A 23,422-nucleotide genomic window follows, 5' to 3' on the forward strand; every position below is an offset into this window, starting at 1 on the left:
TCACCTTGGCACACAAGCGATCACAACTGCTTCAGCGTGTCCTGACGAGCGTCCGGTTAGTCTGGCGGGTATGGCTGAGCTCCTTGTGAACGATCTGCCTTTCGCCACGCTCGACGTGCTGCGCCGCCGGGCCCGCGCGGCCCGGCTCCCGCTGTCGGACCACATCCGTCGAGAACTGATCGCGCTGGTCGGACGGCGCACCGCCGATGACACGGTCGTGGCTTTCCTGGAATCCGAGGGACGCGACGTGGAACCGGAGATCGATGGGGACGCCGTGGCACTCGTCGAGCGCTATGACCTGCCCATCGAGGTGCTCGGCGTCTTGGGCCGCCGTGCTCGCTCGGCGGGACTCCCGCTGGTCGAGTACCTTCGCCGCGAGCTCGTGCGCCTCGCCAGGCAGTCGACCGTCGATGACGCACTGCTGGAGTTTCGTGAGGCGCAGGAACGTGACCCGGCCCTGGATATCGACATGGCTGCGGTCGCCGGGGCGGTGCGGTACGCGCGCGGCGAATAGTGCTGGGTGGTTCGGATCGTCGGTACTGTGAATCGCATGCGCAGTGGGCGACTGATCGCGTTGACCCTATTCGTGATCGCCGCGCTGGTGGTCGCGTGCTCGGAGTCGAATCCGCCCGAGCCGACCACCGGCGACTGGCATGGCGCCGTCGCGGTGCCCGGTCAGCCGCTGCAGGTCGGGGTGAGTTTCCACGATGACGGGACGGCCACCGTCGACATCCCGACGCAGGGCGTCACCGGCGTGCAGTTGAAGGACGTCAGCTCCGATCGCAACGGGGTGTCGTTCGCGATTCCGGACATCCCGGGTGACCCGGCGTTCCGCGGCCGGTACGAGGCCGGATCCGACCAGATCACCGGCGATTTCACACAGGGGGGCCACAGCTTCGGGCTGGCGCTGAGCCGAGGCAGAATCGAGCCGCTGGCGCGTCCGCAGGAGCCGCAGCCGCCATTCCCGTATAGGTCCGAGGAGGTCACCTATCGCAACGGCGACATCACCATCGCGGGCACGCTGACCGAACCGCAGGGTGCGGGCCCGTTCCCCGCCATTCTGCTGATCAGCGGAAGCGGCCCGCAGGACCGCAACGAAGAACTCCTGCGGCACAAGCCCTTCCTGCTGCTGGCCGACACCTTCACCCGCGCGGGCTATGCCGTGCTGCGCACCGACGATCGCGGCGTCGGCAGGACCACCGGCAAGCTGGACGACGCGAACTACACCGACCTGGCCGGAGACGCCGCGGCGGGCGTCCGGTTCCTGCGCGCCCACCCCGAGATCGATCCGGCCCGCGTCGGGCTCTTCGGCCACAGCGAGGGCGGATACCTCGCGCCGTTGGTGGCCGCGCACCCGGACAGCGGCGTCGCGTTCGCCATCCTGATGGCCGGACCAGGTGTCCCGGGTTCGGACGTACTCGTCGAACAGACCCGCCTGATCGCGACCGCCGACGGCGCGCCGCCGGACCAGGTGAACACCCAGGTGCGGGAGGTCAGCGAGCTGGCGGCGCTGCTGAAAGCGGGCGACCTGGCGGGTGCCAAGGACCTGGCGCGCCGCCAGAACCAGGCGCTGCCCGCCGATCGGCGGGTGCCGGATGAGCAGGCGGCCGCCCAGATCTCGCCCTATCTGGCCGCCCTGGTCGGCTACGACCCCGCCCCGGCCCTCGCGGCCCTGCGCATCCCGGTGCTGGCGTTCTTCGGTGACAAGGACCTCCAGGTGCCCGCCGCCCAGAACGAGCAGCCGATGCGCGATCACCTCGCCGCTGACCCGGACGCGACCGTCCACGTCTTCCCGGGGCTCAACCATCTGATGCAGCCCACCGAGACGGGCCGCCCCAGCGAGTACGGCTCCATTCACACGACCATCGCACCCGAGGTGCTCGATTACGCCACGGGCTGGCTGCGGCAGCGGGTTCCGGCGAAGTAGCACCGCGCCGCGAGAGCCGCTGCGCTGCGACCGGAACGCTTACTTAGACTTATGGCCATGAGCGCACCCACGGTCGACCTGATGGATTACTCCGATGTCCTCGCTCGGTTCGAGCCGGTGCTCGGCATGGAGGTCCACGTCGAGCTGTCCACCGCGACGAAGATGTTCTGCGGTTGCCCGACCGAGTTCGGCGCACAGCCGAACACCCAGGTGTGCCCGGTGTGTCTCGGTCTGCCCGGCTCGCTTCCGGTGGTCAATCAGCAAGCCGTCGAGTCGGCGATCCGGATCGGGCTGGCGCTGAACTGCGCGATCACGCCGTGGGGCCGGTTCGCGCGCAAGAACTACTTCTACCCCGACCAGCCGAAGAACTACCAGATCAGCCAGTACGACGAGCCGATCGCCACGAATGGTCACCTGGAGGTGCTGCTCGATGACGGCAGCACCTTCCGGGTCGAGATCGAGCGCGCGCACATGGAGGAGGACACCGGAAAGTCGGTGCACGTCGGCGGCGCGACCGGCCGTATCCACGGCGCGAGTCATTCGCTGCTGGACTACAACCGGGCGGGCGTTCCGCTGATCGAGATCGTCACCAAGCCGATCACCGGCGCGGGGGAGCGCGCGCCGGAGGTCGCGCGGGCGTACGTGACGGCGCTGCGTGATCTGCTGAAATCGCTCGACGTCTCGGACGTGAAGATGGAGCAGGGTTCGCTGCGCTGCGACGCGAACGTCTCGCTGATGCCCATCGGGGCAAGCGAATTCGGCACGCGCACGGAGACCAAGAACGTCAACTCGCTGCGCAGCGTCGAGGTCGCCGTACGTTTCGAGATGCGCAGGCAGGCCGCGGTGCTGGCAGGCGGCGGCACGATCGTGCAGGAGACCCGCCACTTCCACGAAACCGATGGCACCACCTCACCGGGCCGCCGCAAGGAGACCGCTGAGGACTACCGCTACTTCCCCGAGCCCGATCTGGAGCCGGTCGCGCCCGCCGCCGAGTGGGTCGAGCAGTTGCGCGGCACCATCCCCGAGTACCCCTGGTTGCGCCGTGCGCGGATCCAGTCCGAATGGGGCCTGTCCCACGAAGTGATGCGCGACCTGGTCAACGCGGGCGCCCTCGACCTGATCATCGCCACCGTCGACGCGGGTGCCCCGGCCAACGAAGCGCGTTCCTGGTGGGTCGCCTACCTCACCGAAAAGGCCAAGGAACGCGAGGTCTCGCTGGACGAACTGCCGATCACTCCCGGGCAAGTCGCCGAAGTGATCAAGCTGGTCGACGCGAAGACCATCAACAACAAGGTCGCCAAGCAGGTCGTCGACTACGTGCTGGACGGTGAGGGCGACCCGGCGCAGATCGTCGAGGCCAAGGGCCTCGGCATGGTCAGTGACGACAGCGCCCTGCAGGCGGAGGTGGCGAAGGCGCTGGCCGCCAACCCTGACATCGCCGAAAAGATCCGCTCCGGCAAGGTCCAGGCCGCGGGCAAGATCGTCGGCGACGTCATGAAGGCCACGCGCGGCCAAGCCGACGCGGCGCGGGTGCGCGAACTGGTGCTCGCCGCCTGTGCATGATCGCTGTGTTTGATTCGCAGCGTTTGATTCGCAGCGAACCCGGCGCGGCTAGGCGGGGGCCGATGACACGGAATCGGCCCCCGGCTGTCGTGGTCAGTCCGGTCCGCCGCCGCCGGCCTGCGGCGGTGGGATGCGCACTACGCGGTCGTCGAATGGGCCGGGCTGTCCGTCGGTCTTGTTCACCGTGGTCACCCAGATGGTGCCGTCGGCGCCGGCCGCCGCGCCGCTGAGCTGACCGTATTTATCCTGCGCTACCAGCGTTGGCGCCGCAGTGACCGCATGGGTGTTCGGGTCGGCCGCCGTGATGGCCAGCGCCTTCGCGCGGGTCAGCGAGATCGCGACACCGTCGACGGCCGCGGCGCAACCGGCGACGCCGGGACGGTCGGGCCAGGTCCAGGCGGTCGTGACCACGCCGTCACCGCCGACGCGCTGCAACCGGTCCTCGGTGGCGGTGCGGTCGGTGATCCAGATGCTGTCCTTGCTGTCGCGGCACACGTCCCCCGCGGTCCCGATGCCCGAAACGGCGATTTCCGGCGGCGAGGTGCGGCCCGGCACCAGCGAGTTCACCCGCAGCAATTTGCCGGCGAGTGAGCCGGCGGAGGCCGCCGCCGCGGGGTTGCCCGCGTCGCCGGTCAACACGAGCATCTGATCCGGCGCGGCGAAGTCGATCGCGCCGTGGTTTCCGCTGGGGCCCTTCGGGATTCCGGTGAGGATGTCCTTCTGCGTGCCGCCCTCGGCGATCCGGACCACCCGGTTGTCGCTGGACGTGGTGATGTAGGCGTACATCAGGCCGTCTTCGCGGTAGGTCGGGGACAGTGCGATATCACTCAGGCCGCCATCGGTGGAGCCGTCCACGTCCAGCCGCGCGATCTCGACCGGCGGCTGCTCCGGAGCCACCTTGAGGATGCGTCCGGTCCGGCGCTCGGCGACCAGCGCGCCGTCACCGAGCGTGACCAGCCCGCCGGTGGTATCCAGGCAGGTGGCCACCACCGCGGGGTCGGGGTCGATGCACGGCCCGCTCGGCCGGGTGGTCGAGGTGGGCGGCTGGCTCGGCTTCTTCGGGTCGATGTTGGCTCCGTGCAGGGTCGGCTCCGGGGTGAACGGACTGGACGCCGAATCGTCGAACCGGGCGCAACCGGCCAGCAGCGCGGCACCGAGCGCCAAGCTCGCCGCGAGGCGGCCAACGACAACCAAACTCATAGCTCAGACGTTACGGAAATACCGCCGCGCGCGCCCGCTCCGGGTGGGTGTTGCGCACACACTGACACGCCGTGCCTCTTACTCGCCCACGGTAGTGCGGCGCGGCTTAGGGTAGTGGCCGTGACCGACAAGTCGACAGACACGCCCACACCTCCGCAAGCCGAGGATCCCGCGCCGTCCAGGGCCGAGCAGTCGGCGACGTCGTCCATCGGTCGTGGCGTGACCAGCCCGTTCGATTCGCCCACCGAACAATTCGCCCGGGTGGATGCGTCCGGGCGTCCGCAATTGGGCAAAGACGTTCCCCGCACCGACGACGAACTCGGTCTCGACCCGGAAGTCCCGACCACAGCGGAGACCAAGGCCGTGCCCACCTACGATTACGCGAGCATCCCGCCCGCGGCGGCTCCGCCGAGCGACACGCGCAGACTGCGCCGCCGCACCGCCGAAAACCGCCGCGGCACTCTCGATCTCGGCTTGTTCCTGCTGCGATTGGTGGTGGGCGGCACGTTCCTCTATCACGGGTTACAGAAGCTGACCGGCTGGTTCCACGGCCCCGGCCTGGACGGCACCCGCGAGATGATGGAGCAGGGCGGCTGGGACCATCCGACGCTGTCCACCATGCTGGTCACCGCCGGTGAAGTCGGCGGCGGCGCGCTGCTGATCCTCGGTCTGGCCACCCCGCTGGCGGCGGGCGCGGTGCTCGCGGTCATCCTCGATGCCTGGGCCTGGAAACAGGGGATGGCCCCGGGGTTCCAGTACAAGGCAGGCCCCGGCGCCGTCGAACTGGAGAGCATTCTCGCGGGCACGGCCGTCGTCATCATCCTGACCGGCCCGGGCCGCTACTCCTTCGACATCAAGCGAGGCTGGGCCACCCGCCCCCACCTGGGCTCCTTCACCGTCCTTCTGCTCGCTATCGCCGCCGCGGCCGGCGCTTACTGGTATCTGCACGGCGGCAATCCGTTCACGGGCATCGGCCCCTTCGACTGATCCCGAAAGCCCGAAAGGCCCCTTCATCCGCCGACTCGATGGAGGGGCCTCGTCCGTCTGCACGACGGATGGTGTTCGGGCATGACCTGAGCGCTGCCACCGCCGCCGGGCCACGCAACTACTGATCTCGCAAGATCATGGGTAACCCGTCGGGAACGCCCAGAATATGACCGGCACTCGACGCAGGACCTGAACGCAAATCCGCGCCACCCGACCAGTACGGCCTGAAGACCCGGAGAGGCGGGAACGCTACGGTACCTGGCGGACGGCGCCCTTGTCGGCCGACGTCGCCAGCGCGGCGTAAGCACGCAGCGCCGTCGTGACCGGACGATCACGGTCGACCGGCCGCCAGGGACGCTCGGAGGCCTCCATTTTCGCGCGGCGCTCGGCGAGGACGGCGTCGTCGACGAGGACCTCGAGCGTGCGCGTGGCCACATCGATGCGGATCTGGTCGCCGTTCTCGATCAGGCCGATGGCGCCGCCGCTGGCGGCTTCGGGGGAGATGTGCCCGATCGACAGGCCGGAAGTGCCACCGGAGAATCGGCCGTCGGTGATCAGGGCGCACTGCTTGCCGAGCCCCGAACCCTTCAGGAAGGCGGTGGGATGCAGCATCTCCTGCATGCCGGGGCCGCCGGCGGGGCCCTCGTAGCGGACCACGATGACGTCGCCCGGCTTGATCTTCTTGCCCAGGATGACCGACACGGCCTCCTCCTGTGACTCGACCACCACCGCGGGGCCCTGGAAGGAGAACAGCTCCTCGTCGATGCCCGCGGTCTTCAGCACGGCGCCGTCGAGCGCGATGTTGCCGCGCAGCACCACCAGACCGCCCTCGACGGTGTAGGCGTGCTCCAGATCCCGGATGCAGCCACCCGCGGCGTCGGTGTCCAGCGATGACCAGCGGTTGTCGGTGGAAAACGGCTCGGTGGTGCGCACACCACCCGGCGCCGCGTGGAACAGTTCGACGGCCTCGCGGGATGCCTTGCCGGAGCGGATGTCCCAGGTGTCGAGCCATTCGTCGATCGTCGCGCTGTGCACCGTGGTGACGTCGGTCTCCAGCAGTCCGGCACGGCGCAGCTCGCCCAGGATGGCGGGGATGCCGCCGGCGCGGTGCACGTCCTCCATGTGGTAGTCGGAGTTGGGCGACACCTTCGACAGCGTGGGCACCCGGCGGCTGATTTCCTCGATGGTGTGCAGATCGAAGTCGATCTCGCCCTCCTGCGCCGCCGCCAGCGTGTGCAGCACCGTGTTGGTCGAGCCGCCCATCGCGACATCCAATGCCATCGCGTTGCGGAAGGCCTTGGCGCCCGCGACGTTGCGCGGCAGCACGGACGCGTCGTCCTCGCGGTACCACCGGTTGGCGATATCCACCACCACCGTGCCCGCCTTCTCGAACAGGGCCCGGCGCGCGGCGTGTGTCGCGAGGGTGGAGCCGTTGCCGGGCAACGCGAGACCCAGCGCCTCGGTGAGGCAGTTCATCGAGTTGGCGGTGAACATGCCCGAGCATGAGCCGCAGGTCGGGCACGCGGACCGCTCGACCTCGGCCAAACCGTCTTCCGACACGGCCTGATTCGCGCTCGCGGCGATGGCGGTGATCAGGTCGGTGGGTGCCTGCGCGACGCCGCCGACGACGACGGCCTTGCCCGCCTCCATCGGTCCGCCGGAAACGAACACGGCCGGAATGTTCAGCCGCATGGCGGCATTCAGCATGCCGGGGGTGATCTTGTCGCAATTGGAGATGCAGACCAGCGCGTCGGCGGTGTGCGCGTTCACCATGTATTCGACCGAGTCGGCGATGATCTCGCGCGAGGGCAGCGAGTAGAGCATGCCGCCGTGTCCCATGGCGATGCCGTCATCGACGGCGATGGTGTGGAATTCGCGCGGTACGCCACCGGCGGCGCGCACCGCGTCGGCCACGATCTCGCCGACGTTCTTCAGATGCACGTGCCCGGGCACGAACTGGGTATAGGAGTTCGCGATAGCGACGATCGGCTTGCCGAAGTCGGTGTCGGACATGCCGGTGGCCCGCCAGAGTGCGCGGGCGCCTGCGGCATTACGGCCGATGGTCGTGGTTCGTGAACGAAGCGGTGGCATTTCGATGGTCCTCGGGTCGCGGGGGCTGACGTGCGACGGCGTTGAGCCTGCTCAGCGGACCACCACGTTACTCCCGGGGTGGGTTGTGCCCAATCGCCGGTGGTGCGGCCGTCCGAGACGTCGATCGGTGTCGGTCAGCGTGGGTGTCGGCCGTATTCGATGCTCGCCCGTGCCCGGTGTCGCCGGGATGGTTGTCCGCTAGCGCTTGTCTTCGCCGGTTGTGTCCTCGTCGGTTGTGTCTTCGCCGCCCTCGACCGTCCCGTCGGTCGGCGGGTTGCCGTTGGCGGTCGAGTTCGTCTCGGATTCGGCCGTGTCCACGGAATCGGCGGGAGACTCGTCCGGTGTGTCCGGCCGGGCGAACGGGTCGGGGATCCGCCCGCCGGAGGCGGCCGCCAGATCACGCAGCCGGTCATAGCTCACCGCGGGCAGCTTCACCTCGGTGCCGTCGGTCAGGTCGGCGCGCACGTATCCGCGCTTCGGGATCCGCACCCCTTTCACCTGCGCCCAGTCCACATGACGAGAGCCGAACAGCGTCCGCAGGTCAAGGCCCGCGTCCGACACCGCGGTCTGCGTCCGCAGCACCCACGCCAGCACCACGACCGGGATCAGCAGCAGCCACCACAATCCGGCCGGCCACCCGACGAACGGGAAGAACACGCACATCAGCAGGATGAATACGCCGAGGAAAGCGAGACGTGGGATGCGGATCACATGGGCGTTCCGGGCGGTACCCGTGTCGGTCGACGCGGCGGACGTATGGGACGATTCAGAAGGTGGCACGGACTCATGCGGTGATGACACACCACCATCCTCGCATCCTGGTGAACGTTCACAAGCAACCACACTGTCCCACATAATGGGACGCACAAGATCATCTGTTTGACTCTTCGGTTCACATCCGCTTAACGTCGTGCGCGTGAATCGAAACGAGTTGCTCGTACTCGGCCGGCGCGTCCAGCGTTGAGCCTGACAAACTGAGTCGAATACGTCAGCTCGCGTTGCGACGCGCCACCCTCGATCAGCCCTGTGCTGTCGGGGGCTTTTTTATGTTCGGACTAATGTCCAGCATGGCACAGCGCAAGACACCGCATGTGGGGCGAGGGGCCGGACGCTCGTCCGGCTCGACGCCTCGAAGCACACAATCCGGGGTCGGAACGACAACCAGTAAGGAACGAAGACGGTGAGCGCACCTACCGCACGGCCCGGGCCCTCGGCCCGCAGGCCAGCGCCTTCGGCGAATCAGCAGGCAACGCCCGCTGCCCACGCGACGTCCGCGGCCAACCGCCGCCAGGTTCCGCCCGAGCGGACCACCGGCGCGGAGTCGGTCGTGCGTTCGCTCGAGGAACTCGGCGTCGACACCGTATTCGGCATTCCGGGTGGTGCGATTCTTCCCCTTTACGATCCTCTGTTCGACTCGACCAAGGTGCGCCACGTCCTGGTCCGCCACGAGCAGGGCGCCGGTCACGCGGCGACCGGGTACGCGCAGGCGACCGGCAAAGTCGGTGTGTGCATGGCCACTTCCGGCCCCGGCGCCACCAACCTGGTCACCCCGATCGCCGACGCGCAGATGGACTCGGTGCCGATCGTCGCCATCACCGGTCAGGTCGGCCGCGGCCTGATCGGCACGGACGCGTTCCAGGAGGCCGACATCTCCGGCATCACCATGCCGATCACCAAGCACAACTTCCTGATCACCGACGGCGCCGACATCCCGCGCATCCTCGCGGAGGCGTTCTTTCTCGCCGCGTCCGGCCGCCCCGGCGCCGTGCTCGTCGACATCCCCAAGGACGTGCTCCAAAACCAGACCACCTTCAGCTGGCCGCCGGAGATGCGCCTGCCCGGCTACCGTCCGGTCACCAAGCCGCACGGCAAGCAGGTGCGCGAGGCCGCCAGGATGATCCTGGAAGCCAAAGCGCCGGTGCTGTACGTCGGCGGCGGCGTCATCAAAGCCGAAGCCTCGGCCGCGCTGCTGCAACTGGCCGAACTGACCGGCATACCGGTGGTCACCACGCTGATGGCGCGCGGCGCGTTCCCCGACAGCCACCCGCTGAACATGGGCATGCCCGGTATGCACGGCACCGTGGGGGCGGTCGCCGCGCTGCAGAAGTCCGACCTGCTGATCACCCTCGGCGCCCGCTTCGACGACCGCGTAACCGGTCAGCTGGATTCCTTCGCGCCCGGCGCCAAGGTCATCCACGCCGACATCGACCCGGCCGAGATCGGCAAGAACCGGCACGCCGACGTGCCGATCGTCGGTGACTGCTTCGAGGTGATCGTCGAGCTCATCGAGACGCTGAAGGCGGACCCAGCCGCAGGCAATGCGCTGCCGCTGGCCATCGACGAATGGTGGGACTACCTCGAGGGCGTCCGCAAGGCCTACCCACTGGGTTGGACCCCGCCCGCGGACGGGGCGCTGTCGCCGGAGTTCGTGATCGAAGCGCTCGGCCGCCTGGCCGGACCGGACGCGATCTACTGCGCCGGCGTCGGGCAGCACCAGATGTGGGCCGCCCAGTTCATCAAGTACGAAAAGCCGCGCACCTGGCTGAACTCCGGCGGCCTCGGCACCATGGGCTACGCCGTTCCGGCCGCCATGGGCGCCAAGATGGGCGCCCCGGATAAAGAGGTGTGGGCGGTCGACGGTGACGGCTGCTTCCAGATGACCAATCAGGAGCTGGCCACCTGCGCCATCGAGGGCGTGCCGATCAAGGTCGCGCTGATCAACAACGGCAACCTGGGCATGGTGCGCCAGTGGCAGACGCTGTTCTATCAGGAGCGTTACTCCAACACCGATCTGCGCACGCATTCGCTGCGCATCCCTGACTTCGTGAAGCTCGCCGAAGCCCTCGGCTGCCACGGCATCCGGGTCGAGCGCGAAGCGGACGTGGAGGCCGCCATCCGCGAGGCACAGTCGATCAACGACCGTCCCGTGGTGATCGACTTCATCGTCGGCAAGGACGCCCAGGTGTGGCCGATGGTCGCCGCGGGCACCAGCAACGACGAGATCATGGCCGCGCGCGGTATCCGGCCGCTGTTCGACGAGGACGAGCAGGCCGCCGAGCCCGCGGTCATCCACGCGGCGATGTTGCACGAGCAGACGTCGCATGAGCAGACAAGGTGAACCACGGATGAGTACCACCCACACCCTCAGCGTTCTCGTCGAGGACAAACCGGGCGTGCTGGCGCGGGTCGCGGGGCTGTTCTCCCGCCGCGGCTTCAATATCGAATCGTTGGCGGTCGGTGCCACCGAGCTGCCCGAGATCTCGCGCATGACCATCGTCGTCACCGTCGAGGAATTGCCGCTCGAGCAGGTCACCAAGCAGCTCAACAAGCTGGTGAACGTCATCAAGATCGTGGAGCAGGACGCCGACAGCTCCGTGGCCCGCGAACTGGTCCTGGTCAAGGTCCGCGCCGACGCCAGCGTGCGGACCCAGGTGATCGAGGCCGTCGGGCTGTTCCGCGCCAAGGTCATCGACGTGTCCCCGGACGCGCTCACCGTCGAGGCGACCGGAACCCGGTCCAAACTCGACGCACTGCTGCGGATGCTGGAACCGTACGGTATCCGCGAGATCGTGCAATCCGGTGTCGTCGCGGTGGGACGTGGACCGAAGTCCATCACCGCCACCCGCTAACGCTCGCGCGGCGGCGGAAGGGGCCGAATACCGGCCGACCGCGACACGCTAGTCTTTCTGCGATCGACGGTTGGCGTGCCGCGTCCCCGCCCCGTGCGGGGAATGATCCCTCCCCGCACCCGCGGGGGCGACCCGATCCAGAACAACATAAGTCAGCAACACCGGCGTGAGCCGGTGTTCCCCGCCCCGTGCGGGGATGATCCCCCCGGAAGGAACCACTGTGGCAGTCGAGATGTTCTACGACGACGACGCCGACCTGTCGATCATCCAAGGCCGCAAGGTCGCCGTCATCGGCTACGGCAGCCAGGGGCACGCGCACTCGCTGAGCCTGCGCGACTCCGGCGTCGAGGTCCGCGTCGGTCTGGCGGAGGGCTCCAAGTCGCGTCCGAAGGCCGAGGAGGCGGGCCTGACCGTCGGCACCCCGGCCGAGGTCTCGGCCTGGGCCGACGTCATCATGCTGCTGGCGCCCGATACCGCGCAGGCGTCGATCTTCACAAACGACATCGAGCCGAACCTCGCCGACGGCAACGCGCTGTTCTTCGGCCACGGCCTCAACATCCACTTCGGCCTGATCAAGGCGCCGGCCAACGTCACCGTCGGCATGGTCGCGCCGAAGGGCCCCGGCCACCTCGTTCGCCGCCAGTTCGTGGACGGCAAGGGTGTTCCGGCGCTGATCGCCATCGATCAGGACCCGAAGGGCGAGGGCCAGGCGCTGGCGCTGTCCTACGCCAAGGGCATCGGCGGCACCCGCGCGGGCGTCATCAAGACCACCTTCAAGGAAGAGACCGAGACCGACCTGTTCGGTGAGCAGGCCGTGCTCTGCGGCGGCACCGAGGAACTGGTCAAGATCGGTTTCGAGGTCATGGTCGAGGCCGGTTACTCGCCGGAGATGGCCTACTTCGAGGTGCTGCACGAGCTGAAGCTGATCGTCGACCTGATGTACGAGGGCGGCATCGCGCGGATGAACTACTCGGTGTCCGACACCGCCGAGTTCGGCGGCTACCTGTCCGGCCCGCGGGTCATCGACGCCGACACCAAGAAGCGGATGCAGGAGATCCTGAAGGACATCCAGGACGGCAGCTTCGTCAAGCGCCTGGTCGCCAACGTCGAGGGCGGCAACAAGGAGCTCGAGGGTCTGCGTAAGAGGAACGCCGAGCACCCGATCGAGGTCACCGGCGCCAAGCTGCGCGGCCTGATGAGCTGGGTCGACCGTCCGATCACCGAAACCGCCTGATACCTGGGCTGATTCGCCTGGTGGCCTGCTCCGGTCGCGGAGCGGGCCACCGGCGTTTCGGGGACTTTTCTAGCTGCTGCCGAACGAGCCCGTGCCCGGGCCGAAGCCCTGGCCCCAACCTCCGCCCTGGCCCCAGCCTCCGCCCCAGCCTTGGTTCCAGCCGCCGCCCCAGCCCTGGCCCCAGCCTCCGCCCTGGCCCCAGCCAGGACCGCGGCCATAGGGTGGTGCGCCGTAGTGGGGGCGGGCGACGAGCACGATGTTGTTGTGGCAACTCCAGTCCTGGAACGGGCCGAAGGCGCACTGGTTGTTGTCATATTGGTTGTACCGAGCCGGAGTGACCCCGGGTGTGCTCGGGGTAGCGGACGCGGGCATCGCCAGCGCGGTCAACGGGATTGCGGCGATCACACCGGCGACGGCCACGCGGGCCGACGTGCGGCGTGCGCTGGATGTGGAGAACAACGTAAATCCTTTCACTCTGCGGTGCGCGTTTCCGCCCACCATCCCCCGTTGCGGGGTCTGCCCACGGCCTCACCCCCGCAGACAGATCTTGGATCTACGGCCACTGTTTCGCGGTCGCGTTTACCGACGAGGCAGCGACTGCACGTCTATACTCTTGCGCACTTGCCGCGAAAGGTCACGGGTGTGGTCTTTTCAGCGGGCAAAATAAAACCGCGGCGTTAGGGGGATCCCCTAACGCGGTCGCCCCGCCTCCGTGATCAGGCGATCCGGTTGACCGATTTCCGTCTGGGCGCCGGTAGGTCGGATTCTGGGCGTCGGATATCTCATCGAGTGGGATCGCGCCTGTCGCCGTCTCGGCCGCCGGTCGCACCCGCGAACCGCCGGACTCCGCTGGATCCTTCCATGCGCAACGCGCGCGGGACCCGGCGCGGCTCGAGCAGTGTCGGGAGTGAGTGGCCGAACGACGTGCGCGCCTATCGGGGCGTTCAGCTGGGCGTCAGGACTTCGGCGTAGCGTGCACGTCGCCTGGGCGCAGTAGCCGCAGCAACGGGGGGTCGAGCCGGAGCTTGGTGGCCGAGGCTGTAATCGATTCGCGCAGATAGGGATACACCGTCATGATGCCCACTCGCTGGACGAACGCGGTCAGCACTTCTTCTGCGACCGTTGCCGGTTGCCCGAACTCGTATTGCGCAGCCGCGTCGCACACATACTCGCCACCTCCGCCTGTTACCCGGCAGAGACAGCGGACATCCACCCCGTCGATGCGGGACCGGACCGCGATTTCGATGTCGGTGGCCGCGGCCGACTCTTCGAGGGGATCTGCGCTGGTCCGCTTTCCGGACACCTCGAAGAAGATGATGTCTACGAGCTCGGCGATAGCGACGAGCTCGTCAACCGTGTTCACCTGGCGGGTGATGTGTTCGGTCATTGCACCAGCACCCACGGCTCGAATTGCGCTGTGACAAGCGGCTTTTCGGGCCGTGCGAATTGTGCCGAGCTCGCAATGTAGGCCACTTCGGCAAACGGCGAGGTCTCGGGACGGCTGCGGCTCGACAGCCAGGCGTCGAGCTGGGCCAGTGTTTCGAGTGTCGGCTTGTCTGTCGAGTCGTGGCCTAGTCCACGCTCGGCCAGCCACCGATTGACGTCCCGCCACAGCCATAGACCGCCGGCGGCGAGGCTGACCGGTATGGGGAACGGGTGATCTCCGGATCGGTCGCCGCGAACCCAGTTGCCCACTGCTTGGCGGGTGACATCGGCGCGGTCGGCGATGTCCTGCCTGGTGACCAGGTCAGGGTAGCTGCGGACGACACATATCCCGGCCGACTCCAGGACTCGAACAGCCAGCACGGCCGCTGCGAACGCGGAGTGCTCGGGCGCGGTCACCGTTAGAAGAGTGAGGTCGCTGTGGCTTTCGACGATGCAGTCGAAGTGCTCCTCGACGAGCTCGATCTTCGGGTCGAACGCATCGCTGATGCCTTCGACTACGAAGATGAGCTCGAATCGTGCTGCATCGTGCGCGGTCATGTCCCGATTCTGCCTGCTACCTGCGGTGTTGTCAATTGTAAACAGTCACCGCATGAGGTCATGCTGGTCGGGGCAGCGTTTGGCGGCACGCTTGATGCGTTCGACTGCGGTGTCCGGATCACGGACTGTTCCGCCGATGGTGATGAAGCGCCCGTCCGGACCGCACGGACAATAGAGTGCGATCTTGTGTCCTTGACGCCGGATGCGAAATCCCCTCTGGCCGACAAGCTCTGCTACAACCGCATAGATCGTCTTGTGGATCTCCTGACGGATCTGGTGAGGGGGATTTCCTCCCAGCTCTCGTTCGTCACTGGTGTCCGTTTCGTCTCGGCCGAGCTGTTGCGACCGGGCTCACGCGGAGCCGTGTCGAGATGCCGGTTCGAGATAGTACTGGCGTTCGAGCATGGTAGGTGCGGTCATCGTGCTCGGTCGAGCCGGGTTTGCTCGTCTCGCAACGACAATGGCCTGGACCCCTTTGGGTATCTGTCGGTCCCATGAGCCGCAGTCCGGTCTGGACACCGTCGCCAGCGGCGACCAGACAGCCGCGGCCGATCGAGCGGATGATTCGGCACCGGACCTCCACCCGTTTGCGGTGCTTCTCCACCGGACACGTTCCGATTGCCCCCCGCTGACCGAGAAGTGGCTGATCGCACCGCTGCCGGGCGGTAGAGGGTCTGGCCGCGTTGGCGTGGCCGCGTCTGCTCTGCGATAGTCGGGGATCGTATCCGGGGAGTGGGGGTAAGTCGTGGTGTCAGTAGTGCTCAGGGGTCTGACCTGGGTAGTGTCGTTCGTCCCGCTGCTCTCGTTCGGAGTTCTGACGTGGCCGCTGTTCGCGGTCTTGGCGGCCCGGGCGCGATCATGGCCGCTGGGTGGTGCCGCACTCGGATACCTGGGATCGTTCGCCCTGGAAATATGGTCGGTGCAGTCGGATCCACCGCACCACACCGTGCTCGCTATCTGCTTGTCCCTGCTGATGGTCGGCGGCACACTGCACGCGATCACGGTGCGGCCCAGGTGGTTTCGCCGGGCATGGCGGCGACCCGTGCCGGTCGAGTCCGGCGAACACTCGATGGCTCGAACGGCCGGCGTCGATGTGGGAGCGTCCGAATGCGCCATGGTGTCGGACGGGGGTGGGAAGGCCGAACCCGTCCTGAACGAATCCGCTGGGCCTGCCGGATCGGTGCAGCGCCTGCTCGACGAGATCGATCTGCTTGTCGAGGAGAGCCTGCGCGACGGCGAGCGATACGTCGGCTTCGACTACGACGATCCGGCTTTCCCGATGTGCCCGAACCCCTACTGTGACGAGCCGTGGCACGGGCTCGCCATCACCGCGCGAATGGCGCAGATGCGCGAGTACGGCGAGGTCGACCTCGACTACGACTATCACGCCGACGACAGTCCGGTGCTGTGTCCAGGATCGACGTTCGAGGGCGGCTGGGAACCCGAACCGGCTGCCTGGTGGGATTCGGAACGATTTGTCGCGCAAGCCTATTCGCCACCGCCGGACCCGGGGCCCGACCCGGTTACCGCCGCGCAGGCGCAGGCCGACACGCTCTGGATGGCGATCGCGCGGCCCGCGGTCCTCATCGTGGTGGCCAGTTGGCTGCTCGCTTTGGTATGGATGTTCCTGGCGCCCTCGCAGTGGCGGTGGTCAACCGTGATCGTGGGTGCCGTGGGGCCTGTGTGGATCGGCTGGTTGTACGGCAGGCAAGGACGCCTCTTCCCGGCCGGTCTGCTGCGTGCCAGGGTACGGGCGCGACCGGCTTCGATCGCCGCCGTCATGCTCATGGTGATCGCGGGCTGGTTGCCGTTGCACTGGGCGCGCAATCCGCTACTCGATCCGGCCGACGGCTACTTCACCTTGGTATTCGCGTGCGCGCTGGCCTGCCTCGGACATGCCGTCGTCCAGATCGGGCGGGTCCGACCGGCGGCGAATGAATCGCCGGACGAGGCCAGTGAACTCGACCCGAAGGCGCACGGTGAGAAGCTGTTCATACTCGGTTTCTCCTGGATGCTGTTCGCGCTGCCGGTCACCCTGTTGTTCGGGTGGATCCTGGGCTTCGTGGCAGATCAGCCCCGTGCGATGTGGGCTGCGGTCGGTGTCCTCGCGGTGCTCGTGCTGACCTTCTTCCTAGAGGCGACCGTGGTGAAGATCTGGACGAAAGCCCGCGACGCCGGCGACATACCGATGATCGTCTTCTTCACGATCGGTGTCGGTGCACTCCTCGTCTGGTCACTGCTGCAAATCTAGTTGCAGTCCGATCGCGGTTGATGGCACTCGGTCTCCGCGATTGGCTGATGCATCACGTGCCGGAGAGTTCTCCCCAACTCCGGCTTACCGCCGGATGTTATCGCGACCGGGTCGCCTTTTCGAGTCTGGCCAGGCCATGGCAACGGCCGTCAGCCGATGCAGCAAGATCGGGTCATTCTCACGACGCGCCGGATAACCACCTTCGAAGGCGGCCGGACCCAGAATTCTTGCGTCGTCCTGATTGACGGGTCGTGCGGAACCAGCCGGGCAAAGGTTCTCGTGCGGCGAGCCAGGTCGGCGGTATTCCGACGAGCGGACCGGGGTCAGGGCCGGTGCCGGTATAGGCGGCGACGATCCCGCCGACGATCGCGCTTGTGGTGTCGATATCCCCATCTGCCGCAATACATGTGGTGATCGCGGTCGGGTAGTCGTCCAGATGTTTTGCCGCTACCCACAGCGTGAACGGCACCGTGTTCTGCGCGGTGACCAGAGATCCATTGCCGAGTTCACTCGCGGCCTCCTCCACCGAGGCTTCCAGCAGGGTACGCGCACGGCGAATCAGTCGGCTCGTTTCACCGTCGTCGAGGCGGTCGAGGACGACGGTGATGAATTCCCGTGGCGTGGGCCGATTCCCGAGCAGGCGGGCGTGAGCGGCCTGACCCGCCGCGAGCGCCACCGCGACCGCCCCGGCGACGCCTTCCGGGTGCAGATGCGTCACCTGCGCCGACCGGACCGCCTCGGCGGCAACTCTTTCCGGCTCGTCGGCGTAAAAGGCGCCCAGCGGTGCGACCCGCATGGCCGCACCGTTGCCACAGGAACCCTGGCGATCGTAGGCAGCTCCGGCTGCCTCCCGCCAGTGCACGCCGTCCCGGATTCGGCGCAATGTGTCGACCGCTAGGAAGCCGTAGTCACGGCTCGGGTCGAACCGCCGCGCGAAGGCAGCGGCCAGCCGATCCTGATCGATCCCACCGTGACCGGAGAGTTCGGCAACCACGGTGCAGGCCATTTCGGTGTCGTCGGTCCACCCCCACTGCCGGTCAGGGAAATCGCCTGCCCGAAGAGCCGGGATCGACCGGCGCATGATGGGGAATTCCGCACCCAACGCATCCCCCACAGACAGTCCGTCGAGTGAATCTAGCATCAAGTCAACATGCATCGCGTCCGATAGTAGCGGTGCCGAATATGACGTGTCGTCTGACGCCGAACCCAGTCATCCCAGATACCGGAGACGAGGCAGAGGCGAGGCGAGTGTGCTGGTCAGGGGAGACGAAGGCGTGAGCGGCCAACAGGAGATCCGGCCTGACGACGTCGTGCCCGCGCGGGCGTAGGGTCGAGCTGTGAAGCGCACCCAGTGGAAAATCCACGGCGAAAAGCTCGTAGACGAGAATCGGCACATCCGGTTGTCGACTGTCGATGTCGAGCTGCCGGACGGCGTGAAGTTCACCCAGTACGTGGCCCGGATGCCGCGCTGCGCGATGACGCTGGTACTCAACGAGGACCGGGAAGCGCTGCTGATGTACCGCCACCGGTTCATCATCGACAAGTGGGTGTGGGAATTGCCCGGCGGCTATGTCGACCATGCAGAAGACGTTGCTGCTGCCGCCGCGCGGGAGGTGGAGGAAGAGACCGGCTGGCGGCCACGGTCGATGGAGCACCTGGTCACGTATCAGCCGTCGATCGGCAGCTTGGACCAGCCGCAGGAGATATACCTCGCGCGAGGTGCCGACCTAACCGAGACGGTGCCGGATGCCAATGAGGCCGAAGACATTCGTTGGATACCGCTGGAGGAGGCGGCGTCGATGGTCGACCGTGGTGAGATCGTCGGTGCGGCCACCGTAGTCGCGATCTATCGTGCGTTCAGTCTCGACGTGTAGTCTGTTGCCGGAAGTCCTCGATCTCCGGCATTGTGGCATAGGGACTCAGTCGTTGGCGCAGGTCACCCAGATAGGCGTAGCTCCGCCGCGAGGACAAGCCAGCCGCGATATCGAGTGCCTGGTGGCCGATGCGCACAGCTTCCAACGGGTCTTCGCTCGTGCGGGCGCAGGCGAGTAGCGTCAAGTTGAAGGCGCGTCCCCGTAGGTAGCCGTCGGACATGTCGAGTGATTGCTCGGCGAAGCGAGCGGTGCGTGTGTCGTCTCCCAGTTCTCGGAAGCAGTGGGCGACCTTGGCGGACATGTATGCGCCATCGAAGTAGGTCAGCCACTCCGGCGGGTCGGCCGATTCCGCCTTGGAGAATGTGCGTTCGGCTGCGGTGATCGATGCGATGCTCAGCGAGCTGTCCTGGCGTGCGGCGTGGCCATGAGCCTCGGCAAGGTGGCACTCCGACTCCAGCGCTGCCAGTCCGGCACTGCGCGCGGAGATCTGGGCTGCGCGTGCCAGATCGATGGCATCGCCGGGACGGCCGACGTAGGTGGCCTGGTGGCTCATTGCCGCGAGAATCTCTGCGCCCAGGCCGGAGTCTCCGGCGGCGCGGGCGAGGCGCAAGGCTTGGATCAAGTATCTCTGGGCCAGTCCATGTTCCTCATGGTCGTAGGCGGCCCAGCCGGCGAGTTTGGTGAGTTCGGCTGTCGCGGAGAACAATCGACGACCAATGTGCTCCGCATATTGATCTGAAACGCATCGGTTGTGCTGCGTGATGTTTCGGCTGTGGGTGACGATCTCAGGATGGATATGCGGGGACTTCCCGGCTCGGCAGGAGGTGCTGCGGAAGCGAGTGATGGGGCGTTGCGGGACGGGATGTCCGCGGCAGAGGCCGGCGGGTGTTCGGGGTGTCGGCGGGGTCGATCCGTAACTGGCGTAACAGGTTCGCTGAGGGCGGGGCGGAGGGATTGGATTCCGGATGTCCGGGCGGGCGGGTGAGAAGACGACGTTGTCGGCGTCGCAGGCCGAGGCGCTGGTGGAGGCGTTGATCGTGTTCTGTCCGGAGCAGTTAGAGCTGGGTGGAATGTTGTTGACCCTGCGCAAGGTTGCGGAGCTCGGGCACCGCCTGTTCGGGGTGTCGTTCACCGAGCAGGGGATGGGAAAGGTGCTGCGCCGCATGGAATTCACGAACTTCTGAAGAACCGGCACCACTCTGCCGGCCAGCCCCAGGCCAGCCACCACCAACACTTACAGGAGATTCAAATTCGCGCTCATGGAATGGGCCGACTGGTATAACAACGCCCGCCTGCACTACCTGACCCCGGCCGAGTACGAAGCCGCCTACTACACTCAACACACACCACGCCGACCGGCGCTGGCCTGAAACCGAAGTCGGTCCCCAACCCGTGACGGTTCACAGCGCCAATCGACGCTAGCGTTGCGGCTTTCGAACATGCGGCGAGCTGGACCGGATGCTGTGGACCAGCCCGTCTAGCGTCTCCTTGCTGCGAATCTGGCATTCCCAGACCACAAGAACATTCCAGTCGTCAGCCTCGAGCTCCTTGCGACGACGTGCGTCGCGAGCGACGTTGCCGTCAAGCTTGCGGGTCCAGTAGTCGGTGTTCGAAGCCGGCCGGGCGGCAGCCTCGCACCCCGGGTGCTGATGCCAGAAACAGCCATGGACGAACAGCGCGATCCGACGGCTGGGGAACACCATATCCGGCTTGCCAGGCAGATTCGCTACATGCAGGCGATACCGCAGACCGGCAGCGTGCAGATACCGGCGCACCGTCATCTCCGGCGCTGTGTCGCGCGAACGCACTGCGCGCATAGTCCGGCTGCGCTGATCGGGCGTTTCCTTCATCAGTCCTGCAAGCCACTCCCGCGCTTCTTGATCGCGATCAACATCGCCGGATCGGTTTCAACCTTCTCGACGATAACGTTGTACTGTTTCACCAGGTCGGCAATCACGACACGCCGGCTGTTGTCGGCGAATCCGCCGAGTTCGTACAGGTTGAGCGCGATGAACTGCTCTGCCTCGAATACGTCGATGCGGTCGGCCAGTCCCTTGGTGAACGCCAAACCCTCCGCGACGGACACCCCCTTCTTCGATGAAGTCGTGACGATGATCGGCCGCATGCCGTCATTGAGGTTTTCTCGGCAACGCTCGATGAGATGCTCGCTGGGCGCGGTCGTGACATGGATAGCCGTGTCCTGCACGACGAAGTCGCCAGCCCGCCCGGAGTGCTCATCGGCGACCGAGTAGCTGTAGTGCTCGATGGTGATCTTGTCATTCAAAGCGCAAGCCAGCTTCGCTCCGACCAAATGCTGTAGCACCGCGCCCGCGTAGCGCGTGCCTGGGGCTTGCGCGTCGCGTTGTTCTGCTTGCGAGATGATGTCGCGAACGATAGTGCGCAGACTTTGGGACGTGTCGAGCTGGAGCGTCATCGGCCGCGCCGCGAGCTTCTCCAGTACCCGTCCGATCCAGAACGACTCAGCCAGGTCGAGGTCCACCCGACCCAGTTCATGCCTCTCGTTGAGGAAGCTAACATACGCTTGCATTTGCGTCGGCGTCGCACGGTTGCTGCGACCAGCCATCTTCGACAATGGCCGGTCGATGCCGTTGCGCCTCAGCACCGAATTCAGCACGGTCGGGCCCAACCCAGAGACCTGACCGCCGCCTGGGGTCAGCAGCGTGGTGGGGTCGATCGGTAGCCCATCCCGAGCGCGCTCAGTCACGAGGATGCCGACTGCAAGCGCGCCTCGCGTCGTGAACCGCTTCTCCGCTACGAAGCGCTCCAGGGCGGATGTCAGGTCATCGACTGTCACGCAGTCAGTTTGACAGGAGACGCCGACACCGCAGTGCCCAGCCCACCCGCCAGCACAGGCTCCAGGATGTTTTTGGCAAGGAAATCCACCACGTACACAACCACGCCGTCGCCCGCCAAATGGTATACGTCGTTGTAACTCCCTGGCCGTTGGTATTCGTCTTCCAACCCCATCAGCCGAATGACTTCCAAGGGCGACAGGAGGCGGGATCGAACGCGGTCACCCTCGACGATCAGGATTGTCTGACGGCTACTGCCGCCTGTCGGGGTCCGCAGGCAGCCAGCGATATCGTCGAACCGGACCTCAGCACGCTGTACGTTCTTGCGCTTTTTCTCCCCGTTCATTTCGACCCAGTCACCTTCAGGACGCATCCGCTTGTACACCGTCCCGACCCGACGCCCGCCATTTTCGGTGTTCCGCTGCTCCTCATGAACCTTCTTCAGGTTGGCCGTGTTCATCAGCTCAAGGATCCGCTCGGTCTCGACCTCGGAGTGCCACTCGACGCCCTCCGGATTGTCCTTTTGCTCCACTAGCTCCTCAAGCGTTTGGAACCTCACCCGCTTCGCAGGCGGCTCGGGCACATTCCACCAGATCCATCTGTTAGCTGCTGTCTCAGCACGATCGGCAAACCTCCGATACGCCGCCCTCAAGGTAGCGGTGTGCCATCGGTCCGAAGGCTCGTCGGCGATCAGCTCAGCAGGAATCCGAACGGAATCGTGGACACCGATGATGAACAGCCTAGGCCGCGACTGCGGAACCCAGTGAATGGCGTCGACCACGATCGCGCCGAAGCGGTAATGCTCCTTGGCGAGAACCTTACCGAGTTCGACGAAGTCCCGTCCATCGCTCTTGCGCGTGACCTTGTCCTTCTCGCCCGCCGTAAGAGCACCGACTACGTTCTCGAGCACGACCAACTTCGGGGCGCGCTGCTCGGCATTCAATCCCTTCATCAGCTTCCAGAACGGGTGGAACGTGCCTGACCGAGCGCCGCTCAGACCCGCTCCCGCACCCGCCAACGACAGATCCTGACAAGGGAACGACGCCCACGCCAGGTCAGCGCGGCCCGGCGGCAGATCGGCGACAGACAGGCCCCCGACATCGCCGACCTTCAGATGCTCGCCGCCCCAATTGGCGGTATAGCTAGTCGCCTTCTTGGTATCGATATCGTTGGCGAACACGCACTCCCAACCACCACCGAGACCTGCGTGCGCCATCCCGCCGCCAGCGAAGAACTCATAGAAGCTTGGCATCCAATCCCTCTTATCTCGCTGCACCCCTCGGCGCCGCCTACACTCTGTCCATCGATGGAGACTGGGCGTTCCCCCGATTCGCCACCTTGCTGCACGGCTCCGCAACCCTCCCGCAACGGTCTCCTCCATCGAATTACAACCGTGGAATTATCCATCCGATTCCGGGTCACACCGTACCGTGGACCGGACGACCGTCGGCTATCAACGGGCCGACGAAGGATAGATTGCGGCGGTCTGGCTGACTGGCTCGCTCGGCTGCGACGATTCGCAGGACGCACACTCGAGCTCGGCAGCGGTGTGTTATGGGTCACGGCTTTCGCGACGTCGGCAGATCGAGAATCGGTGCTTTGCTGGAGAACACCGCGCCGCGCGCGACGCAAAGCGTCACGCCGTAGAAGCGGCTAGCTTGCATTGGTGGAGAGTTGAGTGCAGCCACGGCCGATCGTGGCCGGGAGTCCGCTCGCCGGTGATGACAAGCTGTGGTCGATGGGCGATCGGGCCCTACATGCACCGCGTCTTCGAGCCGGATGACACGCCAGCCGGCTTCGAGGTGGCGACCATTCAACCCCGCCAGATCGTCGGCCCCGGAATGACCAGTCAGTTCGAGACGGACAACGG

At 66.4% G+C, this 23,422-nt stretch carries 22 protein-coding genes; 11 read left to right on the forward strand and 11 right to left on the reverse strand.

The genetic code is table 11. From position 1 onward, the window contains the following. Window positions 1-70 precede the first annotated feature (70 nt). Genes ACT86A_RS02150 through gatB form a run of 3 tightly spaced genes read left to right on the forward strand, consistent with a single transcriptional unit; the run spans window position 71 to window position 3,490 of the window. A complete protein-coding gene (locus tag ACT86A_RS02150; RefSeq protein WP_445090241.1) occupies window positions 71-514 on the forward strand; it encodes a hypothetical protein in 444 nt (147 codons plus the stop codon). 36 nt (window positions 515-550) lie between these two features. Then, entirely contained in the window at window positions 551-1,927 is a 1,377-nt protein-coding gene (locus ACT86A_RS02155) for an alpha/beta hydrolase family protein (protein ID WP_445090242.1), read from the forward strand. A gap of 57 nt (window positions 1,928-1,984) precedes the next feature. Then, window positions 1,985-3,490, forward strand: a complete 1,506-nt coding sequence (gene gatB / locus ACT86A_RS02160) for an Asp-tRNA(Asn)/Glu-tRNA(Gln) amidotransferase subunit GatB (RefSeq protein WP_445090243.1) — start codon at window positions 1,985-1,987, stop codon at window positions 3,488-3,490. A gap of 93 nt (window positions 3,491-3,583) precedes the next feature. Here the strand turns inward: gatB and ACT86A_RS02165 are convergent, their stop codons facing one another. Beyond that, the gene (locus tag ACT86A_RS02165) at window positions 3,584-4,690 is read right to left on the reverse strand and encodes a PQQ-dependent sugar dehydrogenase (protein ID WP_445090244.1); all 1,107 of its coding nucleotides are present in this window, start codon (window positions 4,688-4,690) and stop codon (window positions 3,584-3,586) included. Window positions 4,691-4,810: 120 nt separating this feature from the next. On the opposite strand from ACT86A_RS02165, the gene ACT86A_RS02170 reads away from it, so the two are divergent. Next, window positions 4,811-5,677 carry a DoxX family protein gene (locus ACT86A_RS02170; protein WP_445090245.1) on the forward strand — a complete coding sequence of 289 codons (867 nt, stop codon included), beginning with the start codon at window positions 4,811-4,813 and terminating at the stop codon, window positions 5,675-5,677. 249 nt (window positions 5,678-5,926) lie between these two features. On the opposite strand, the gene ilvD is transcribed toward ACT86A_RS02170, so the two are convergent. Beyond that, on the reverse strand, window positions 5,927-7,768 hold the full coding sequence (ilvD, locus tag ACT86A_RS02175) for a dihydroxy-acid dehydratase (protein ID WP_445090246.1): 1,842 nt from the start codon (window positions 7,766-7,768) through the stop codon (window positions 5,927-5,929). Window positions 7,769-7,966: 198 nt separating this feature from the next. Then, complete coding sequence (locus tag ACT86A_RS02180; RefSeq protein WP_445090247.1) at window positions 7,967-8,569, reverse strand: PH domain-containing protein; 603 nt, start codon at window positions 8,567-8,569, stop codon at window positions 7,967-7,969. Between the two features lie 379 nt (window positions 8,570-8,948). On the opposite strand from ACT86A_RS02180, the gene ACT86A_RS02185 reads away from it, so the two are divergent. The 3 genes from ACT86A_RS02185 (at window position 8,949) to ilvC (ending at window position 12,631) form a co-directional block, all read left to right on the forward strand. Further along, window positions 8,949-10,886, forward strand: a complete 1,938-nt coding sequence (locus ACT86A_RS02185; protein ID WP_445090248.1) for an acetolactate synthase large subunit — start codon at window positions 8,949-8,951, stop codon at window positions 10,884-10,886. A 7-nt stretch (window positions 10,887-10,893) separates the two neighbouring features. Further along, window positions 10,894-11,397, forward strand: a complete 504-nt coding sequence (ilvN, locus tag ACT86A_RS02190) for an acetolactate synthase small subunit (RefSeq protein WP_445090249.1) — start codon at window positions 10,894-10,896, stop codon at window positions 11,395-11,397. A gap of 220 nt (window positions 11,398-11,617) precedes the next feature. Then, entirely contained in the window at window positions 11,618-12,631 is a 1,014-nt protein-coding gene (gene ilvC / locus ACT86A_RS02195) for a ketol-acid reductoisomerase (RefSeq protein ID WP_508104356.1), read from the forward strand. Between the two features lie 69 nt (window positions 12,632-12,700). Here the strand turns inward: ilvC and ACT86A_RS02200 are convergent, their stop codons facing one another. From ACT86A_RS02200 to ACT86A_RS02210, 3 genes are all read right to left on the reverse strand, one after another. Beyond that, a complete protein-coding gene (locus ACT86A_RS02200; protein ID WP_445090250.1) occupies window positions 12,701-13,090 on the reverse strand; it encodes a hypothetical protein in 390 nt (129 codons plus the stop codon). 496 nt (window positions 13,091-13,586) lie between these two features. Continuing rightward, window positions 13,587-14,018: a hypothetical protein gene (locus ACT86A_RS02205; protein ID WP_445090251.1), complete on the reverse strand. Its 432-nt coding sequence runs from the start codon at window positions 14,016-14,018 to the stop codon at window positions 13,587-13,589. Beyond that, window positions 14,015-14,614: a helix-turn-helix transcriptional regulator gene (locus ACT86A_RS02210; protein ID WP_445090252.1), complete on the reverse strand. Its 600-nt coding sequence runs from the start codon at window positions 14,612-14,614 to the stop codon at window positions 14,015-14,017. Before ACT86A_RS02210 ends, ACT86A_RS02205 begins: the two co-directional genes overlap by 4 nt. A 748-nt stretch (window positions 14,615-15,362) precedes the next feature. Here ACT86A_RS02210 and ACT86A_RS02215 point away from each other — a divergent pair. After that, window positions 15,363-16,865, forward strand: a complete 1,503-nt coding sequence (locus tag ACT86A_RS02215; protein WP_445090253.1) for a hypothetical protein — start codon at window positions 15,363-15,365, stop codon at window positions 16,863-16,865. Between the two features lie 178 nt (window positions 16,866-17,043). Here ACT86A_RS02215 and ACT86A_RS02220 read toward each other — a convergent pair whose 3' ends face one another. Further along, on the reverse strand, window positions 17,044-18,006 hold the full coding sequence (locus ACT86A_RS02220; RefSeq protein WP_445090254.1) for an ADP-ribosylglycohydrolase family protein: 963 nt from the start codon (window positions 18,004-18,006) through the stop codon (window positions 17,044-17,046). A gap of 196 nt (window positions 18,007-18,202) precedes the next feature. On the opposite strand from ACT86A_RS02220, the gene ACT86A_RS02225 reads away from it, so the two are divergent. After that, on the forward strand, window positions 18,203-18,739 hold the full coding sequence (locus tag ACT86A_RS02225) for an NUDIX domain-containing protein (RefSeq protein WP_445090255.1): 537 nt from the start codon (window positions 18,203-18,205) through the stop codon (window positions 18,737-18,739). Here the strand turns inward: ACT86A_RS02225 and ACT86A_RS02230 are convergent. After that, entirely contained in the window at window positions 18,723-19,811 is a 1,089-nt protein-coding gene (locus tag ACT86A_RS02230) for an NsdA family TPR-like regulatory protein (RefSeq protein ID WP_508104358.1), read from the reverse strand. The two genes, ACT86A_RS02225 and ACT86A_RS02230, sit on opposite strands and share 17 nt — an antisense overlap. Between ACT86A_RS02230 and ACT86A_RS02235 the strand changes: the two genes are divergently transcribed. Both ACT86A_RS02235 and ACT86A_RS02240 read left to right on the forward strand, forming a co-directional pair. Beyond that, on the forward strand, window positions 19,705-19,923 hold the full coding sequence (locus ACT86A_RS02235; RefSeq protein WP_445090257.1) for a winged helix-turn-helix domain-containing protein: 219 nt from the start codon (window positions 19,705-19,707) through the stop codon (window positions 19,921-19,923). The genes ACT86A_RS02230 and ACT86A_RS02235 overlap by 107 nt on opposite strands. 15 nt (window positions 19,924-19,938) lie before the next feature. After that, window positions 19,939-20,109, forward strand: a complete 171-nt coding sequence (locus ACT86A_RS02240; protein ID WP_445090325.1) for an IS3 family transposase — start codon at window positions 19,939-19,941, stop codon at window positions 20,107-20,109. A gap of 48 nt (window positions 20,110-20,157) precedes the next feature. On the opposite strand, the gene ACT86A_RS02245 is transcribed toward ACT86A_RS02240, so the two are convergent. From ACT86A_RS02245 to ACT86A_RS02255, 3 genes are read right to left on the reverse strand one after another with little or no spacing between them, the layout of a single operon-like run. Then, on the reverse strand, window positions 20,158-20,589 hold the full coding sequence (locus ACT86A_RS02245) for a very short patch repair endonuclease (RefSeq protein WP_445090258.1): 432 nt from the start codon (window positions 20,587-20,589) through the stop codon (window positions 20,158-20,160). Then, the gene (locus tag ACT86A_RS02250; protein ID WP_445090259.1) at window positions 20,589-21,554 is read right to left on the reverse strand and encodes a DUF4928 family protein; all 966 of its coding nucleotides are present in this window, start codon (window positions 21,552-21,554) and stop codon (window positions 20,589-20,591) included. The genes ACT86A_RS02245 and ACT86A_RS02250 overlap by 1 nt, the downstream gene beginning before the upstream one ends. Continuing rightward, entirely contained in the window at window positions 21,551-22,804 is a 1,254-nt protein-coding gene (locus ACT86A_RS02255; RefSeq protein WP_445090260.1) for a DNA cytosine methyltransferase, read from the reverse strand. Before ACT86A_RS02255 ends, ACT86A_RS02250 begins: the two co-directional genes overlap by 4 nt. Window positions 22,805-23,422: the final 618 nt, after the last annotated feature.

It is taken from the genome of Nocardia glycosmidis, assembly GCF_052545115.1.

Excerpts from the sequence above, each read along its gene's own strand:
- ACT86A_RS02150 (WP_445090241.1), top strand. The coding sequence starts at position 71 with ATGGCTGAGCTCCTTGTGAACGATCTGCCTTTCGCCACGCTCGACGTG.
- ACT86A_RS02155 (WP_445090242.1), top strand. The coding sequence starts at position 551 with ATGCGCAGTGGGCGACTGATCGCGTTGACCCTATTCGTGATCGCCGCG.
- ACT86A_RS02210 (WP_445090252.1), bottom strand. The coding sequence starts at position 14,614 with ATGACCGCGCACGATGCAGCACGATTCGAGCTCATCTTCGTAGTCGAA.
- ACT86A_RS02165 (WP_445090244.1), bottom strand. The coding sequence starts at position 4,690 with ATGAGTTTGGTTGTCGTTGGCCGCCTCGCGGCGAGCTTGGCGCTCGGT.
- ilvD (WP_445090246.1), bottom strand. The coding sequence starts at position 7,768 with ATGCCACCGCTTCGTTCACGAACCACGACCATCGGCCGTAATGCCGCA.
- ACT86A_RS02235 (WP_445090257.1), top strand. The coding sequence starts at position 19,705 with ATGTCCGGGCGGGCGGGTGAGAAGACGACGTTGTCGGCGTCGCAGGCC.
- ACT86A_RS02255 (WP_445090260.1), bottom strand. The coding sequence starts at position 22,804 with ATGCCAAGCTTCTATGAGTTCTTCGCTGGCGGCGGGATGGCGCACGCA.
- ilvN (WP_445090249.1), top strand. The coding sequence starts at position 10,894 with ATGAGTACCACCCACACCCTCAGCGTTCTCGTCGAGGACAAACCGGGC.
- gatB (WP_445090243.1), top strand. The coding sequence starts at position 1,985 with ATGAGCGCACCCACGGTCGACCTGATGGATTACTCCGATGTCCTCGCT.
- ACT86A_RS02205 (WP_445090251.1), bottom strand. The coding sequence starts at position 14,018 with ATGACCGAACACATCACCCGCCAGGTGAACACGGTTGACGAGCTCGTC.
- ACT86A_RS02220 (WP_445090254.1), bottom strand. The coding sequence starts at position 18,006 with ATGCTAGATTCACTCGACGGACTGTCTGTGGGGGATGCGTTGGGTGCG.
- ACT86A_RS02245 (WP_445090258.1), bottom strand. The coding sequence starts at position 20,589 with ATGAAGGAAACGCCCGATCAGCGCAGCCGGACTATGCGCGCAGTGCGT.